The organism is Solibacillus sp. FSL K6-1781 (genome assembly GCF_038630735.1).
Taxonomy (GTDB): domain Bacteria; phylum Bacillota; class Bacilli; order Bacillales_A; family Planococcaceae; genus Solibacillus; species Solibacillus silvestris.
Map to the genome: position 1 here is coordinate 2,014,870 of NZ_CP152038.1, position 17,062 is coordinate 2,031,931.

At 34.9% G+C, this 17,062-nt stretch carries 15 protein-coding genes and 2 pseudogenes; 4 read left to right on the plus strand and 13 right to left on the minus strand.

Annotated elements, in window-relative coordinates:
* Position 1: 1 nt before the first annotated feature.
* Entirely contained in the window at positions 2–601 is a 600-nt protein-coding gene (locus MHH37_RS09945) for a hypothetical protein (RefSeq protein ID WP_342576142.1), read from the plus strand.
* 414 nt (positions 602–1,015) lie between these two features.
* Positions 1,016–1,897, plus strand: a pseudogene (locus MHH37_RS09950) (transposase); the annotation flags it as partial.
* Between the two features lie 186 nt (positions 1,898–2,083).
* Here MHH37_RS09950 and MHH37_RS09955 read toward each other — a convergent pair.
* The 11 genes and pseudogenes from MHH37_RS09955 to MHH37_RS10005 form a co-directional block, all read right to left on the minus strand.
* On the minus strand, positions 2,084–3,094 hold the full coding sequence (locus tag MHH37_RS09955) for a stage II sporulation protein P (RefSeq protein WP_342576143.1): 1,011 nt from the start codon (positions 3,092–3,094) through the stop codon (positions 2,084–2,086).
* 123 nt (positions 3,095–3,217) lie between these two features.
* Entirely contained in the window at positions 3,218–4,738 is a 1,521-nt protein-coding gene (locus tag MHH37_RS09960; RefSeq protein ID WP_342576144.1) for a multicopper oxidase domain-containing protein, read from the minus strand.
* 248 nt (positions 4,739–4,986) lie between these two features.
* Positions 4,987–5,298, minus strand: coding sequence for a hypothetical protein (locus tag MHH37_RS09965; RefSeq protein ID WP_342576145.1), 312 nt, complete (start codon positions 5,296–5,298; stop codon positions 4,987–4,989).
* A 301-nt stretch (positions 5,299–5,599) separates the two neighbouring features.
* Positions 5,600–6,331 (minus strand): sulfite exporter TauE/SafE family protein, encoded by a 732-nt coding sequence (locus tag MHH37_RS09970; protein WP_342576147.1) that lies wholly within the window; start codon positions 6,329–6,331, stop codon positions 5,600–5,602.
* A 106-nt stretch (positions 6,332–6,437) separates the two neighbouring features.
* Positions 6,438–6,974, minus strand: coding sequence for a CueP family metal-binding protein (locus MHH37_RS09975; protein ID WP_008407201.1), 537 nt, complete (start codon positions 6,972–6,974; stop codon positions 6,438–6,440).
* Between the two features lie 30 nt (positions 6,975–7,004).
* Positions 7,005–7,685 (minus strand): response regulator transcription factor, encoded by a 681-nt coding sequence (locus tag MHH37_RS09980; protein WP_342576149.1) that lies wholly within the window; start codon positions 7,683–7,685, stop codon positions 7,005–7,007.
* A gap of 15 nt (positions 7,686–7,700) precedes the next feature.
* Complete coding sequence (locus tag MHH37_RS09985; protein ID WP_342576150.1) at positions 7,701–9,062, minus strand: ATP-binding protein; 1,362 nt, start codon at positions 9,060–9,062, stop codon at positions 7,701–7,703.
* Between the two features lie 154 nt (positions 9,063–9,216).
* Positions 9,217–9,768, minus strand: a pseudogene (locus MHH37_RS09990) (cytochrome c biogenesis protein CcdA).
* 548 nt (positions 9,769–10,316) lie between these two features.
* A complete protein-coding gene (locus MHH37_RS09995; protein WP_342576151.1) occupies positions 10,317–11,612 on the minus strand; it encodes an MFS transporter in 1,296 nt (431 codons plus the stop codon).
* 293 nt (positions 11,613–11,905) lie between these two features.
* Positions 11,906–12,472 (minus strand): YitT family protein, encoded by a 567-nt coding sequence (locus MHH37_RS10000; RefSeq protein ID WP_342576243.1) that lies wholly within the window; start codon positions 12,470–12,472, stop codon positions 11,906–11,908.
* A 311-nt stretch (positions 12,473–12,783) separates the two neighbouring features.
* Positions 12,784–13,272 carry an N-acetyltransferase family protein gene (locus MHH37_RS10005; protein ID WP_342576152.1) on the minus strand — a complete coding sequence of 163 codons (489 nt, stop codon included), beginning with the start codon at positions 13,270–13,272 and terminating at the stop codon, positions 12,784–12,786.
* Between the two features lie 93 nt (positions 13,273–13,365).
* Here MHH37_RS10005 and MHH37_RS10010 point away from each other — a divergent pair, with 93 nt between their 5' ends.
* On the plus strand, positions 13,366–13,812 hold the full coding sequence (locus MHH37_RS10010; protein ID WP_014823860.1) for a MarR family winged helix-turn-helix transcriptional regulator: 447 nt from the start codon (positions 13,366–13,368) through the stop codon (positions 13,810–13,812).
* A gap of 69 nt (positions 13,813–13,881) precedes the next feature.
* Complete coding sequence (locus MHH37_RS10015; RefSeq protein ID WP_342576154.1) at positions 13,882–15,279, plus strand: NAD(P)-binding domain-containing protein; 1,398 nt, start codon at positions 13,882–13,884, stop codon at positions 15,277–15,279.
* Positions 15,280–15,324: 45 nt separating this feature from the next.
* Here MHH37_RS10015 and arsC read toward each other — a convergent pair whose 3' ends face one another.
* Positions 15,325–15,750, minus strand: a complete 426-nt coding sequence (arsC, locus tag MHH37_RS10020) for an arsenate reductase (thioredoxin) (protein WP_342576155.1) — start codon at positions 15,748–15,750, stop codon at positions 15,325–15,327.
* Positions 15,751–15,766: 16 nt separating this feature from the next.
* Positions 15,767–17,062: an arsenic transporter gene (locus tag MHH37_RS10025; RefSeq protein ID WP_342576156.1), complete on the minus strand. Its 1,296-nt coding sequence runs from the start codon at positions 17,060–17,062 to the stop codon at positions 15,767–15,769.

Here is a 17,062-nt window from a genome sequence, read left to right on the forward strand (position 1 = left end):
CATGAAAACAAAAATTTTATTTGGTTCTGCTATTGTCGTTATATCTATGGTTACACTCAGTGGGGTCCTTAAATATTCAAGTTACAAAGATGAAGCAAAAAATAGCGGTATTGTAGAAGCATCTGAATCCCAAATTTATCATGCTGAAATCGGAGAATGGGTTTCAAAGATGAACGTATTACTTTCCAAACCGATGAACGACCCAAAATTGATAAAAGCGGGTAACGATGAAGGTTTCGAGTATTACTTGAAGTCACAAGTAGTCAATGATGAATCCCCTGTTCATTTAATTAGAGCATATGAAGAATTGAAAGAAGATTATATAAATTTGTTCCTTTTAACAAGTTATATATCTAATAAGCAATTTGCCCGCACGGTACATTTAGGCCCTAATGGGGAAGCAGTAGAATCAACAGATTTAGTTAATCAATGGGCACCTACAGATGAAAATACGCATAAAGCATTCGAGTACATGAAGCAAATTATGAATGATTTAGACGTTGCCATTAATCATAAGGGAAAAGGTGATGTATACGGTGTGACGCATTTATTAAACGGTGATAAGGCTTCGGAAGTTAAAAAATTCGTAACCAGCAGTTGATAGTGAAAATGCCGAAAGTTATTTGTCCCCTTTAGACGGTAGACATGTCGAAGATTTCGATTTTATCTACTGTCTTTTTGTTTAAATAAGGGCTACTTACTTATACAGCAATTTGGCCCTCTAACGGAAAAACGCGATCTTCTTATTGAAGAATCGCGCCCGATTGTATTATTAGGTCAGCCAGAAAATATTTCTGGTTGACCATTTTTTATATCGATATATGATAACGGTAGCCGAGGTAGAACGTTCGCGCCCGTGGGGCTAAGACCTCGTCCGCAAAACAGTTCACCCCCTACTTGTAGAAACATGTTTGAGACTGGTTGGGACAGTGATCTCGTATAACAAGCGAAGCTATGACACTACAAAGAGGTTTTAGGGGTTACCGGCAATTATCATTTTGAAGGAGGAATTATAATGAATCCAGTCATTGGCCTGGATGTAGCTAAGGTGAAAGTCAGGTTCAAGCTTATTTGGAAAGAAAGAAGCCCTACAAGAAAGGCTTTAAAGTAAAACATGATCTTGATGGGTTAGCTAGTTTATTAGATTTTATTAAAGAAGTAGAAGATATTTCAGGAGAGCGCCCTCCCCTAGTTATGGAGTCTACAGGCCATTATCACACACCAGTTGTTCAATATTTTGAAGACAAAGGTTATTTAATCATTATCGTAAATCCACTCATCTCTGCGAGCTGTATTATAAGGAGGATTTAGAGCCTTATAAAAAGCGTGGTTTTCAACTAGCGAACTTACGTCATCTTACGAGACAGCACGATAATATTACAGGCATGTTTGTACAAACTAAATTACAATTTCAGGAAGTTTTAGATCAAGTTTTCCCTGAATATAGCAAAGTTTTTGGCGACTTATATTCGAATGTTTCTTTAAAAATACTACAGACTTTTCCTATCTCAGAAGACATACTAAGAGCCAATAACGAAGTATTAACAATTAAAATAAAAGAATTCTGTAATTCTCGTTCTCTACAATGGGCAAATCAACAGGCTGAAAAGCTATGACTGCAGCAACTCAAAATCCATTTCAACAGGCTTTATATTCTAGCCTTGCCCTAAGTTTAGATATGTATATTAACATGATCTTTGAATACAAAAAACACCTATCCCTACTTGAAAATGAGATAGATGCTTTGGCCAAAAGTATTGAAGAATCGAAGATTATCCAATCAATTCCTGGTATCGGAGAAAAAATCGCTGCCACGATTATATCTGAAATTGGGGAAATTGAAAGGTTTAATCACCCTAAGAAACTAGTCGCATTTGCCGGTCTTGATCCAAGTATCTTTGAATTAGGTACATTAAGGAGGGGGTTTCCTATCCCCTACTAAGGAAAAACACCTGTTATTACAACACAGCTTATTATCATTGCTTTATTTATCTGTATGATTCATTCCATTGAGACACTTGCATTTGCAGTACGGAGGTCAAAGGCAAAAAATACCACAATAAAAAATGCAGCTAATTTTAATTCATCGAGATTCCAAATTTTCTTCCCAATAATAATCACTTAACACTTCAGCAAGAGCTTCCGTTGATCTATGAAGTTCTTCTACCGTATTATCTACTCCCCCAATTTCTATAATTAATGAGTTAGGGGAAAGATCTTGATTATAAATTCCATTTCCCTGACTGCTACTTTTTTGAAGAATGCCTTTTGACAACGATGGATATCTATTCTCTAATAGTGTATGTAAATTATTCGCAAACTGAAGATTCTTTTCAAATTCTGCATGGCCAGTTCCAACTACAAAAAGTAGATTAGCATATTTTGTTCTATTTATTTCAATCGTTGTATTCTCTTTTCGTAATGAATCACGGTGAATATCTATAAAGTATTCAAGGTCTTTATTTTCATTTTGTGATAGTTGCACTAGCTCCCTTGAAACATTGTAAGAGCTGGTGTAATCTAATTTCCTAGAATTCAAAAGTTGTACAATATCTACAGTCTCAACTTTCGTTCCTACTCCCCTTTGATCCATTGCTCGCCCAAGCATTTTTCCAACCAATGTTATGTTTGCTACTGAATGATAAGCTTCTTCTGGTCTGATTGTATCTTTTAGATAGGGCAAAAAGGATTCCCTACTATGGGAATGATAAATATAAACAACTTCTTTACCAAAAGTAGAGTGGATAGCCGAAATTTCTTTAGGTGATTTCATATTTCCAAAAATCCCCTCAATATTTTTTAATCGAAGAGTTCTGTCTTTTAATACTGTTTCCATAGGTGGTTTTAAGTCATCTCTATCCGTGTTTTCAAAAGTCTTATCCTCTTCTGAATTAAAATTAATAGTAGGATTTTTTTTATTTAAAGCACTATTTATAACTTCTTTTTCCTCATTATTTTTATTATTAAGTTTGTAGGCCAACCAAATAGTAGCTATTGCCCAGATAATAAAAAGAAGGACCGCTATATAAAGAAATAATATTGTTTTATTCTTCCCCTTTCTTTTGTTCTTATCTTCTGTTAATTTAGGAGACATTTAGACCCTTCCCTTGCTATATTTATTAATTAAATTAAGTAGTTAAAAACACCCTCAAGTAAATCCCAACTATTACTTGAGGGTGTTTTTTAATTATCTTTTATTTAATTAGCAGTCTAGAAACTAGATTACTTCTACTTGTCCCATCATTCCGTTTTCTTCATGTTCGAGAATATGGCAATGGAACATGTATATACCTTTATTATTAAATTTCACGGCTAATTTAACTGTTTGACCAGCTTCAATTGAAATTGTGTCCTTCCATCCCTGCAAGTTTACAGGTGGCTCATTTCCATCAATTGAAACAACTTTAAATTGAGTACCATGAATATGAAACGGATGAATCATGCCACCCATCGCATCTGGTTTATTGTAAATTTCCCAAATTTCTGTTTCACCTTGCTTCTGCGAAAAATCAATTCGGTTCATATCAAATTGTTTACCATTAATATAAACCATTTTCCCCATCCCGAAAAGTTCTAGTTTTTTCGTAACGGATAAATTTCTTTCTTTATCTGTCACCGCGAAATCATTTAAACTTGTTGAAATTTCTAGCGGATTTTTTTTTTGCTCATCAATAATAAATGGTAATAGTATTGCATCATCTTCATTCAAAAGTGCAATATCACTTTCAGTATCGTATTTTGAAAAATCCACAATAATTTCCGCTCGCTCACCAGGTGCTAATGTAATTTCACTCATCTCAATAGGGCTATTTAAGAAGCCACCATCACTTGCTATTTGTTGGAATTTATCACCTGTATTTAATTTAAATGTATAATTTCGTGCATTCGCTCCGTTTAATAAACGAAGTCTCACTTTTTCTTTTCCTATTGTCAGTTTTGGATTTATCGTACCATTAACTAATAAAGTATCACCGATTGTACCATCATCATTTCGTACTGCTTGATAATCAAACTGTTTTTCGACAGTGAACTCTCTATCTTGAAATACTAATGGAAAATCGTTTACCCCATATTCTTTTGGTAAGTTTAGATTTTTAGAATTATTATCTTCAACATAGATTAGTCCTGCTAGACCTTTATATACTTGTTCAGCTGTAGAACCTTCTGGATGAGGATGGAACCAAAGTGTTGATGCACCTTGACGAACAGTAAACTTCACGTCTTCCATTGCTCCTGGTCCTAAAAGCTGATGTGGACCACCATCGCCTTCACCTGATATATCTACACCATGCCAATGAAATGTTGTTGGTTCAGCTAATTCGTTTTTTGTTCTAAATATTACCGTTTCTCCTTCATTAACACGAATAACCGGACCTAAAAATGACCCATTGTATCCAAATGTTTGAGATTGAACTCCCTTAAAAAATTCTGTTGTACCTTGTTGAGCATTAATAGTAACAACTCCATCTTTCGGTTCAATTAATTGTGGGATGGCTAACTCATTTTCCCCGGTCGAATTATTTAGTGCAACAAGGTTTGTATGACTTGCATGACCGTTTTCCATATTCATTTCTTCCATTTCCTCATCGGTCATGTTCGAATGGTCCATACCCTCCATGTTTGTCATGTTTGAATGATCCATTGCTTCATGCTCACCAGATTCAGAACTAGCTGCACTACAGCCTGCAATAATAACACTACTAATTAGTAAAGTAATAACTAAAAAATTAAACTTCATGATATTTCCTCCTTGTGTTTCATTACAATTACTGTAACAAATAAATATGGAGGAAATATGGAGATTAACGGCCATTGACAAGAATGTGCAGAAATTTTCCGTGAAGTTCGAAAATGTGTAGAAAAATAGCGCAATAATTAATGCGCCCCTTTTAGAGGGGATTACCAAATCATTTATATATTTGGTTTTAAACCTAAAACTTTTAAATATCCCCACATAATTGAGTTATGCCACATTGCTAAACAGATTTATCTTAAGAATAGTAACAAACTATACATAATAGTTATTATTAAACCTATTAATAATGCTAAAAAACCAAGTGCCATTAGGTCTTCATTTTTTTCCATTTTTCTATATTCTTTATATGTTAATTCCCCCATAGCAAATCTTAAACCATTATGATTAATATTTACTGAATAGGATTTCCCCTCAGTATCTTCAAAAATTGCTTTTGTAATCAATGCTCTTCCATCTCCAAAGCTTTCAAGATTCTGAGGTTCAATAATACTATCATCAGAAAGCTCTAACTTCATCATTTTGTACATTGATTGGTTTTTCATTTCTTCACATATTCTATAAGCCTGCAGTTCAACAAAATTACTAGAAATACACACTTACCTCAACTCACTTTTATTAGATTTGAATAAATAATTACATATTTTTTTATTATATTCACTCACCTTTAATTTTTGCTACTAAACTGGACATAAAAAAATAATATTAAAAAGCCTAAGAATTCGAATTCTTAGGCAATTTTTTATTTACTATTTTTACTTATTATTAATCTTTAAAAGCTGTGCATTTATTGCACAAATAATCGTACTCATGACATAACTGCTACACCTATTGCCGGTGTTATAATCATACCCAATATGTGAGGGTGTCAAGGATGCCAATGAAAATTAGCACAATTCCAGCAATCCTTTGTATGACTCTTCCTGCCTTCATACTTTTTTTCATGATTAAGCCTTTTACATCAAAAAACCATATTAACCCTAAAATCAGCATAAGAGGAATCGATGTTGCGATTCCAAATATTGCAGGGAGCACTAATCCATAAGATGTAGATGCTACCGTAGGCATTAGCCAAACGAAAAAGAGGACAAACATTGTAGGACAAAATGCAATTGCAAAACTTGCACCTAAAAGGAATGAGCTTACTTTTCCCTTTTTTAAACTTTCTGGAATATGAAAATTAAAGCTACTTAAAAATTGAAACTTTAAAAACCCTAATAGTACAAATCCAGTAATAATTAATAAGGGACCAATTATTTTACGGAATAATGGAAAGTACTCCGTTATTTTTGTTTCAAATGATTGACCAAAAAACCAGGCTAAAAATCCAATGACACTATAAACCATCACTTTCCCAATAATGAAAGATGTGATTACTCCCCAACTGTTGTTTATTTGAATCGTTCGATTTCCATAAAGGGTTATTGCGCTGATATTTCCGGTAAGTTGACAGGGTGCTACCGCGCCAATTAACCCTAGAAGAATGGCTATAAAAAATGGAGAATGATCAAATGAATGTAAAAAAGCAGAAACTGGATTACTGATTATTTGACTTATTTGAGACAAAAATTTATACATTTTATTATCACCTTCTCTAGTTACTTATTGAAAGCTACTGTGCCCCAATTAGACCTTTATCTATAGATTGAAAATTTCCTACCTTACCTGCTCTATCTCAAAATCCCTAAATCAATTTCATTGTTGTGATACAAGTACCGTCATTTTCATATGTAGAAAATTCAGATTCAATGGCTTTTCCTTGATGCTCAATTTTTATATTGAATGATTGTTCACGGGGTAACCATAAGTCAATAAATCCATTCTCTTCTGTTTTTAATGTGTCATCAACTAGGACATTACCTTTGGCATCCTCAATGTATACATCAAACTGTTCACTTACCATTTCACCCTGACATCCCGTTAAACTGTGATTTTCGCAAGGATGTGTTTCGTTTATGTAAGGGGCAATTGAAACAAAAAATTCATCTTTAGGAAGGTCATATACTTTCTCATTTCCATCGATTTCTTTTACTAATAATTGTTTAGATGTTATAGAAGCGGACTCAGCTGTAACATTTCGGGCACTATAGTCTTGAACTAATTCCTTAATTTCTCTACTTTCATTTTTTATAGAACTGTTTTCCTCATTCTTATTTTCTTCACTACAAGCTGTCATTAGAACAACTGAAAAAATAGTACTAATAAGCATTTTTAATTTCATTTTACTTTACACCTCTTGGTTTTAATTAAATTAATTCCATTTATAACCGATTCCCCAGACAGTCTTTAGAAATTCATTAGTAGGAAAACCTGCTTTCTTCAACTTTTCTCTTAAATTGCGAATATGGGAATCAACTGTTCGAATATCCGTTTCTGTTTCATAATCCCAAGCCGCATTGAGCAATTCTTCCCGAACATAAACTTTAGAAGGTCTAGACATCAGCGCCTTCACAATAAAAAATTCTTTCGATGTAAGTTGAGCTGTCGAATTTTCGTAATACAAGGAATATTTCTCCGTGTCTAAATAGAATTCGTTATAAACTACATTATCACGATTACACTCATCTACTATTGGAACTCTTCGTAAAATCGCGTTTACCCTGGCAACCAATTCTCTTTCATCAAATGGCTTTGTGAGATAATCATCAGCGCCGATATTTAATCCCTTTACTAAGTTCAGTTTATCTGATCTTGCGGTTAGCATAATTATAGGGACTTGTGAGAATTCACGTATCTTTTTACAAACTTCCCATCCATCCATTTCAGGCATCATTACATCTAAAATAACCAAATTTACTTTTTCATTTCCAAGTGTTTCTAAAGCATTTTCCCCATTTTTTTCTTTTAGACATTTAAATCCGTGTGGAACCAGAAATAATTCAACCAGATTTAACATTCTTTGTTCATCATCTACTAAAAGAACCGTTTGCATTTATTCTTTCTCCTTTTATATCGTGATTTTAAACGTACTACCCTGTCCTAATTTGCTTTCGACCTCGATGGTTCCTCCAAGTGCATCTACTAACTCTTTCACAACAGCTAGACCGATTCCTGAGCCTCCGTACGCACGTGACCTTGATTTCTCAACTCGATATAATTTCTCAAATATAAATTCTATTTCGTTTGATGGAATCCCAATACCAGTATCAATAACAGAAATAACTGTATTTCCATCCTTTTCATATGCTTTTAAACAGACCTCTGAATTTTCGTTGGAATATTTTAAAGCATTATCTAATAAATTTAGTATTATTTGTTCTAATCTAAGAGCGTCAGCATAAATGTGTAAATTGCTTTCACAAACAAGATTAAGTTTGATTTTTTTTATTTCAAATGAAGGGGCTACGAACTTATAAATATTCTCCAGAAATGGTTTGGCCAAAAAATGTTCTTTGGAAATGGTGAAGGAGTTTTCATCCATTCGTGCCAAATCTAATAAGTTTTTCATTAATTCTTTCATTCGATTTGATTCTTCACCAATAATTTCTAAGTAATATTTCTGATCCTTATCACTCAAATTTTCTCTTTTTGCAACTTTCGAGTATCCAATCAAATATGTTAGTGGTGTATTTAATTCATGAGCAATAGAAGCAAGGAACTCATTTCTCTCATTCTTTAATCGTTTTAAATCCTTTGCTAACTTGTGAATGGAATTCGATAAGTCACCTAGTTCATCACTCCCTAAATTCGGTAAATTCACCTCAAAATCACCTTTACTTAATTTCTCAGTTGCTTCTTTCATTCGGATTAACGGTCGAGTTAGAATTTTAGATAGTAACGCATATATAATAAATAAAACGATTAATCCTATAATTCCAGCTATAACAAAATGCAAGTTCATGTCATCAACCATTTGATTGATTGATTTTGTACTTTGAAACATTAAGACAACGCCTGATCGATTTTGATCCACTATGTATGGATGTACGCTAACTATGTAAGGTAGACTTCTCCAATCCGAAACTACAATGTTATCTTTTTCACCATTAAAATCGTCTACAGATAGTTGATACTCTTCTTGTAACATATAGGAGTTATCTGAACTGCCAATAATACTACCTGTACTATCTATTATCATCACTTCACGCTTTTCATTTTTTTCCATTAACACAATATGTTTTATCGTTGTATCTGAATAATTTTCAATAAGAACGTCGCGATGATTTGCACCATTTGCCAATAATAACGAGAACTCTTCTTCCACCCTATTACTAATCATATTTTGATGAAGGTAATACATCAAAAGCGATTCCATTATTAGCACCGCTATGAAAAAACAAACCGCCAATTTTGTAGAAATTTTATTCATTTTATTTTGCTCTCCTCACATAAAACGTCTTAAAATATAAATAGATTGTTAGCTAACTTAATCCCCCAAAATGGCGTTAATAACGCAATAATTATTGTCATCCAATCAGAGTACAATAAAATTCCCATTATAATCATAATAATGCCATCTATCTTCATAAAAACGTCACTATGTTTTTGAAAAACTTCATTTTCCCTATAAATAGAGACATTAGTAAAAATGGAATCGAAAAACCTAGTACATAAAATAACATATACCATATACCTCTATTTGGATCCGATATCCCTAAAGCAATAACTCCTGCCTAATTTGTCCAGAACATGGTGTCCAACCTGAGCAAACCCCATACCGATAATGATGGTGCCTAAATATCCCTTTGGGCGTGATTTAAATAAAAACTTCTTTTCCGATTGAAGAAAATCAAATTTGAAAATCCGAGAATTACTAAACCAAAAATAACAATAATCATTGCGCCGATTTGTCTTAGTAAATCTTGATACTGAATGAAAAGTGTTCCAATAATAGAAGTTGAAAATCTTAAAGCCATAAAAATTACAGAAAAACCTAATAAAAAAGATAATGTATGTAATAATGCTTTGCGATTTAATATGCCCTTTTCTTCTTTGAGTTCGTTAAAGGAGATTCATGTAATATAAGATAAAAATGCCGGATAAAGAAGTAGTGAACATGGAGAAATAAAAGACAAAAGCCCAGTTCCAAATGCAAGAAATGGGTTTATTTGGGTAATAAAATATTTTCACTAATCCTTTCATAAAACCGTATTCATTATTTTATTTAGTAATAGCTAATGTTAGTATAAGTAATAAATATGGAGAAATTATGCAGGAAATTAATTTATTATTGTTTTGTGTCCTTATTTAGCAATATAGCCAAAACCGCCATTTTGAAAAAAGATAATCAAAATGGCGGTTTTCATTTTAGTTAGTATGAGACTTTTATAAAAAAAGATCGATTATTTCCTCAGAGTGTTGTTCCACAATAGCGCCCGATCGTAATATGAGGTTAGCCAGATTGTTCTGGTTGACCTTTTTCTTTTAGGTCTTATTATAACGGAGTTGGGGTAGAACGTAGCGCCCGTGGAAACTTAATCCCGTCAACAAAACTGTTCACCCCCTACTTGTATAAACATGTTTTTTTGAATATGTATAAAGATTTATAATCCTTTATTATGAATTTAGAGGACTCTACTTCACAAAGATATACCCAAAATAAAGTGTTAGTAATTTAACCTTTCTAGTTTTTGGCACTACGAGACCATATCATAACCGGAATTAATAATAAAGAGAGAATCCCCCCAATAAATGATAAAGTTAGATAACTTGATCCTGCCATAATCACTCCCGACAAGGCTCCACCAGCAGCTCCTGACAACGCCACGAAAACATCCAATGTGCCTTGTGTTTTAGCCCTTGTAGAGGTTGTAGTTGAATCAACAATAAGTGCAGTCCCACTTATCAACCCAAAATTCCATCCTAATCCGAGTAAAGAAAGTGCAATCACCAGGAAAACCATGGAATCTCCTGGTGCAAATGCTGCTGTTAAACCCGCCAGAAGTAATGTAATTCCAGAAGCAATCGCCATAGCAGTACGTCCCAATTTATCAACAAGGATACCAGTAACCAGAGAAGGCAGATACATGGCACCTATATGAAAACCAATAACAATACCAACTTCCCCTATGCTATGCCCATGATGCCGCATATGAACAGGTGTCATTGTCATAATAGCTACCATTACAATTTGAGTGAGAACCATAATAGTCGCACCTACAATTATGCCTCTTCGGTTTTCTACTTGCTCTGTAATAGCTGAATGTGTTTTCTCATGTTTTTCTTTGTTGGACGCTTCTATTGATCTTGCTATTAGTAATGGATCTGGCCGAAGCATAGCGAAAAGCACAATTCCTGCTAAGATATATGCAGCTGCTGCTAAAATGAATGGTCCAGCAAGTGCTGGAACGCCAATAGAAAGAGCAATATCACCCATTACATTTACTAAATTCGGACCAGCAACCGCACCAAAAGTTGTAAAAACCATCGTAAGACTAATAGCAGTCGCTCTCTGTTTATTATTTGCTAAGTCCGTACCTGCATACCGAGCTTGTAAATTAGTTGCAGTTCCTGAACCATAAACAAGTAAAGATAGAAATAACAGCAAAACGCTATTTATAATAGCTGCAATGATGACCCCTATTGCCCCAAGCCCACCAATCATAAAACCTGTAGCCAGACCTATACGACGTCCAGACGCTTGCGAAAGTCTCCCGACGAGTAAAGCTGCTCCTGCTGAACCTAAAGTAAATAATGCTGTAGGAAGTCCGGCATAGGCTTCTGTACCAAGCATTTGCTGTGCAAGAAGCGCCCCCACCGTAACGCCTGCTGCTAATCCTGCCCCACCAAAAATTTGTGAGACACTTACAACGAGTAATGTCCGCTTATATAACGCTTTTTGTTTTTCCGGATAAAGAATGTAGCTTTTCAGTGTAGCTGTTTGTTCTTCTGATGATTCTACACGAGTTTTTTGTACCATATTCCTGCCTGCCTTTCTAAAAACCTTCCTACAAGATTTGGAATATCATAACACGCACATAAAAGCCATACAATATGAAAATTGTATGGCAAACAATATTTGATAACGCAAACAGAAATCCTTACTGCCCTTTCCGGACAGCTATTTCCAACTACCAACCCCACTCCTGAAGTATCCAGAAAGTCCTCGTTCCCTCCAAAAGGCACGATCATAGATAGCAACTACTTTGGCCTGTCCTGCCGTCCATGCTCTTTTTCTCGCTTTATACATCATTTAAAAGCGACAACATGTCCTTATCTACTTGTAATAATACTCGTGGTGATACCAATAGAAAGTATAGTCATAACGGAGAGATAAAACGTCTCTGAAGATAATAATAAACCACCAATAATTATTATGATGGAATCAATAAACAAAATATAAATCCCTACATTTATCCCCGTCTTCTCACATAAAAACTGGGCAATAAAATCCGTGCCTCCCGTACTTGTCTGAAAATTTAACATCAATCCATTTCCAATTCCAACAAGAATGCCACCTAGTAATGAACTGTATATAGCTTCTAATTCAATTAGTTTATTTAATGGTGATAGAAAATCGATAAAAAAGGCATACAGAATCAGACCATGTAAGCTGTTATAGAAATAATTTCTATAAAAAAACCAAGCAAAAATAAAAATAGGAATACTAACTACTATAACTATTAATCCTGTATTAAAACCCCATAAGTAATTTGCTATTAATCCAATTCCTACTGTTCCTCCATCTAATATTTCATGTGGCACTATAAACAGATTTATACCCAATGATATAAAAATGCTTCCGGTAATTAGCGCCAAACCTTTTTTTAAAAAGTACAGGGAATCACCTCTTATTTATACTTTTCAGAACATCTATTAGTACAATTCAAGTAATGGAAATACTTAAAAATATATGTTCATTACTCAGTTTAAAGAAGAACCCCAAAAAGTTTTTTACTACTTGCTATTAGTGTTTTGAAATTCCTTTTAGCATGAGGTTAACCTTCAATACATAACAGTTTCTTCACCAAATACACTAACAATCGAGTCAGTACATTCATGTTTCCACTGAAATAAATCGCTGGATTTAAACCACTTCCTGAAATATACACTAACTTCTAACCGTGAATTCACGAATCTAACATAATCGGCTAAATACTCCTTCTTCTCTCCATTAAAATATTGTCTTTCCACTCTCCATTGAGTTGAGCAATCTTTTCGCGGACACCAACCACACGAAAACCATTTTTAATATGTAAATTAAGACTAGCAATATTTTCATTAAAAATTTTGGATTCTAATGTCCAAAATCCCTCCTTTTCAGATGCTGTAATCATATGATTCAATAACAAATGTCCAATTCCCTTTCCTATTGCATCTGGTGCAATATAAATGCTTACTTCTCCTACTCCTTTATACACCTTACGTTTTGAAACAGGCGTTAATTTACACCAACCTAAAATATGATTTTCCTCCAAAGCAACAAATGAACAATTTGGATTTGCTTCACCAAACCACTCATTATAAGAATCGGGGGCATTCGATTCGAATGTAGCTATTTTAGTATCGATCCCTGCTTCATAAATTCGCTTTACGTCTAACCAATCTTCACATGTAACAAATCGTATTTTAATAGACATATATCAACCTCCAAGTGACTGAATATTGAAATAATAAAATAAATAGTTGCATTTTGCAAATGTTTTTGTTTTACTTTAATTAGAGGTGATTGAATGGAGAATAAACGTGAAATTTTTCATATACTAACACGAAGATTTGGATTACTAAACAAAAATTGCTGTTCTGTTGGATCCTTTGAAATATCTACAATTCAAAGTCAAATTCTCTACGAAATTGATAAACAGCATACACCTTCTATGCAACAAATTTCTGAAACACTTGCAATGGATATTACGACATTCAGCCGGCAAATTCAAACACTAGTGAAAATGGAATTGGTTAAAAAAACGCCTTCACTTCAAGATAAACGTGTATCAATTTTATCATTAACAACACAAGGAAAATTTGTTGCAACAACGATAGATGAATCCATGAATGCCTATTTAGAGGAAGTATTCTCACATATGAACGACTTTGAAAAAGAAACGGTACTTCGTTCGATTCAGCTTCTAAACGAAGCAATGTCTAAATCGACGGTATGCTGTACCCCGATTTACTAAGCAAGGATTTCTTGCTTTTTTATTTAGTATATAGTTGCAAACTACAAGTAATTAAGGAGGAAGTTATAAATGGACATACCGTTATTAATTAAAAATCAAAATTCAAGCTGTTGTGCACCTGTATCAACGTCAATTAATTCTTGCTGTAGTCCTGCGGAAGGTACACAAAATGAGTCACTCCCTAAAGAATCATCTATTAAGCTAAATAAAACATATCCTGTTGCTATTATTGGAGCAGGTCCAGTTGGCTTAGCTGCTGCTGCCCATCTATCTTTAGCTGGTGAAGCATTTATCCTTCTTGAAAAGGGATCTGAGGTTGCTGAAAACATAAAATCCTGGCAGCATGTTCGTCTATTTTCACCATGGCAATACAACGTGGATAAAGCTGCTAAACAATTGCTACTTAAATCTGGTTGGACTATGCCTGAAGAATCCATTCTACCAACAGGTCAAGAAATCCGCGCGATGTATCTACAGCCATTAGCAAATTTACCTGAGATCAAACCATTTATATCGTTTAATACAACCGTTGTCGGCATTAGTAAAAAGAATCATGATAAAATGAAATCAGCCAGTCGCGATTCTGCACCATTTGTACTTTATACAGAACAAAACGGTAAGACAGAGCGCATTTTTGCCAGTGCTGTTATTGATGCTACGGGTACATGGGCAACGCCGAATCCTGTTCATGCAGAGAATGTTTGGACTTCAGCTGAGCAAAAGCTTGGTGACAAGATCTTTTATGGTATTCCGAATGTTAAATCATTAAATGATCGCTATAAAGGCAAGCGAGTCGCTGTTATTGGAGGTGGGCACTCAGCTATTAATACGATTTTAGAATTAGAAAAACTTGAAGATGTTGAAATTATATGGGTTTTACGTAAAAAGCGTGTAGAAGAAGCTTATGGCGGTGAAGAAAAGGATGCGCTTGCTGCTAGAGGTGAATTAGGGAGTCGCATTCATACTTTAGTTAATGAAGGAAAAATAAAAGTCTTTACTCCATTTTATATCGAAGAGCTTACACAAACTTCTGATGGAATTATCATAAAAGGTGATGGCCCAACTGGCGAACATCAACTTCCAGCAGTTGATGAAATCATTGCGAATACAGGAAGCCGACCAGACTTCTCATTATTAAAAGAAATCCGATTATCGATTGATTCTACTGTCGAAAGTGTTGAAGCATTAGCACCACTCATTGATCCAAATGAGCATAGCTGCGGTACGGTCCGTCCTCATGGTGAGTTAGAATTACGTCATCCTGAATCTGGTTTTTATATTGTCGGTATGAAAAGTTATGGACGTGCTCCTACATTCCTAATGGCAACTGGTTATGAGCAAGTTCGATCAATTGTCGCTTACTTAACAGGTGATCTCGAAGCAGCTCGTAAAGTTGAGCTGAATCTTCCTGAAACGGGTGTCTGCAGTTTAGATTTAAATAGTAATAACAATTCTAACTGCTGTTAAAAAAGGATCCCCTTGAAAACATTTCAAGGGGATTTCTTTATTATACTATTTTTTTAACTCATCGTTTACGAACTGCTCAATGCGTGCACCGATACCATCACGTACTTGCTGGAACACTGCCCATTTCTCTTCCTCTGTACCTGTAGCTTTTGCCGGGTCTTCGAATCCCCAATGCTCACGGCGTACACCTGGTGGAGTCATTGGACACTTATCGGCTGCATCTCCGCAAAGTGTTACGACTAATGTTGCTTTGTTTAAAATATCTTGGTTAATTAAATCCGAAGTATGGTGAGAAATATCGATTCCTACTTCATTCATTGCCTTAATCGCATTGGGATTGACACCATGCGTTTCAATTCCAGCTGAATACACTTCCCAATCTTCCGGTAATAGCTTTTGTGCCCATCCATCTGCCATTTGTGAACGACATGAATTCCCTGTACATAAGAAATATAGTGTGTTTTTTGTCATTTGAAAACCGCCCTTATTAAAAGATTAGTAATGTAATATATAGTCCAATTAAAGTAAAGATAAGAATAGGCACCGTTAACACAATCCCCGTTTTAAAGTACGTACTCCAAGAAATTTTTACGCCTTTTTGAGATAGTACATATAACCAAACCAGTGTTGCCAGTGATCCGATTGGTGTAATTTTTGGACCTAAGTCTGACCCGATCACGTTTGCGTAAATTAATGCTTCACGTAACGTACCATTCGTCGTCGTTTCAGCAATCGCTAAAGCATTGACCATCACAGTTGGCATATTGTTCATGACAGATGATAGAAAAGCCGCGATAAAGCCCATTCCAACAGTAGCTGCGAACAATCCTTGCTCTGCTGTCCATTCAATTACACTAGCTAACATAGGAGTTAAACCTGCATTGCCAAGTCCGTAAACAACAACATACATCCCGATTGAAAAGAAGACGATATTCCAAGGTGCACCTTTCACAACCGCTTTTGTATCAACGACAGCACTTTGTCGTGCCATGACTAAGAAGAAAACTGCAATAACGCCTGCTACAAGAGAAACTGGTACGCCAATAAATTCACTTGAGAAATAGCCAACAACTAAAATTGCTAGCACAACCCATGAAAGTTTAAACATTTTCATATCTTTAATCGCAAGGTTTGGTTCTTTTAACATCGATTCATTGTATTCGCGTGGAATCGACTTGTTAAAGTAAATCAGCAGCACGACAATCGTTGCCGCTAGCGAGAACAAGTTCGGAATAATCATACGCGAAGCATACTCTACAAACCCAATATCGAAGAAATCTGCTGAAACGATGTTGACTAAGTTACTTACGACAAACGGTAAACTTGTCGTGTCTGCAATAAAGCCACTTGCCATAATAAACGGGAAAATCATTTTTTCGCTAAACTGTAAATTACGCACCATTGCTAACACAATGGGTGTTAAAATCAAAGCAGCTCCATCATTGGCAAATAATGCAGCAACGACAGCTCCTAGCAGACTAACATACACAAACATTTTGATACCATTGCCTTTTGCGGCCCGTGCCATATGTAGTGCAGCCCATTCGAACAAGCCGATTTCATCTAATATAAGTGAAATTAATATAATTGCAATAAACGATAATGTGGCATTCCACGTAATATCAATGACTGTGCCGACATCGTTAAAATCAACAACACCAACAAGTAATGCGACGATTGCGCCAACCATTGCCGACCAGCCAATATTCAGTCCCTTTGGCTGCCAGATTACAAAAACCAGCGTTACAATAAAAATGAGTAACGCAATGACAAACATATTCAA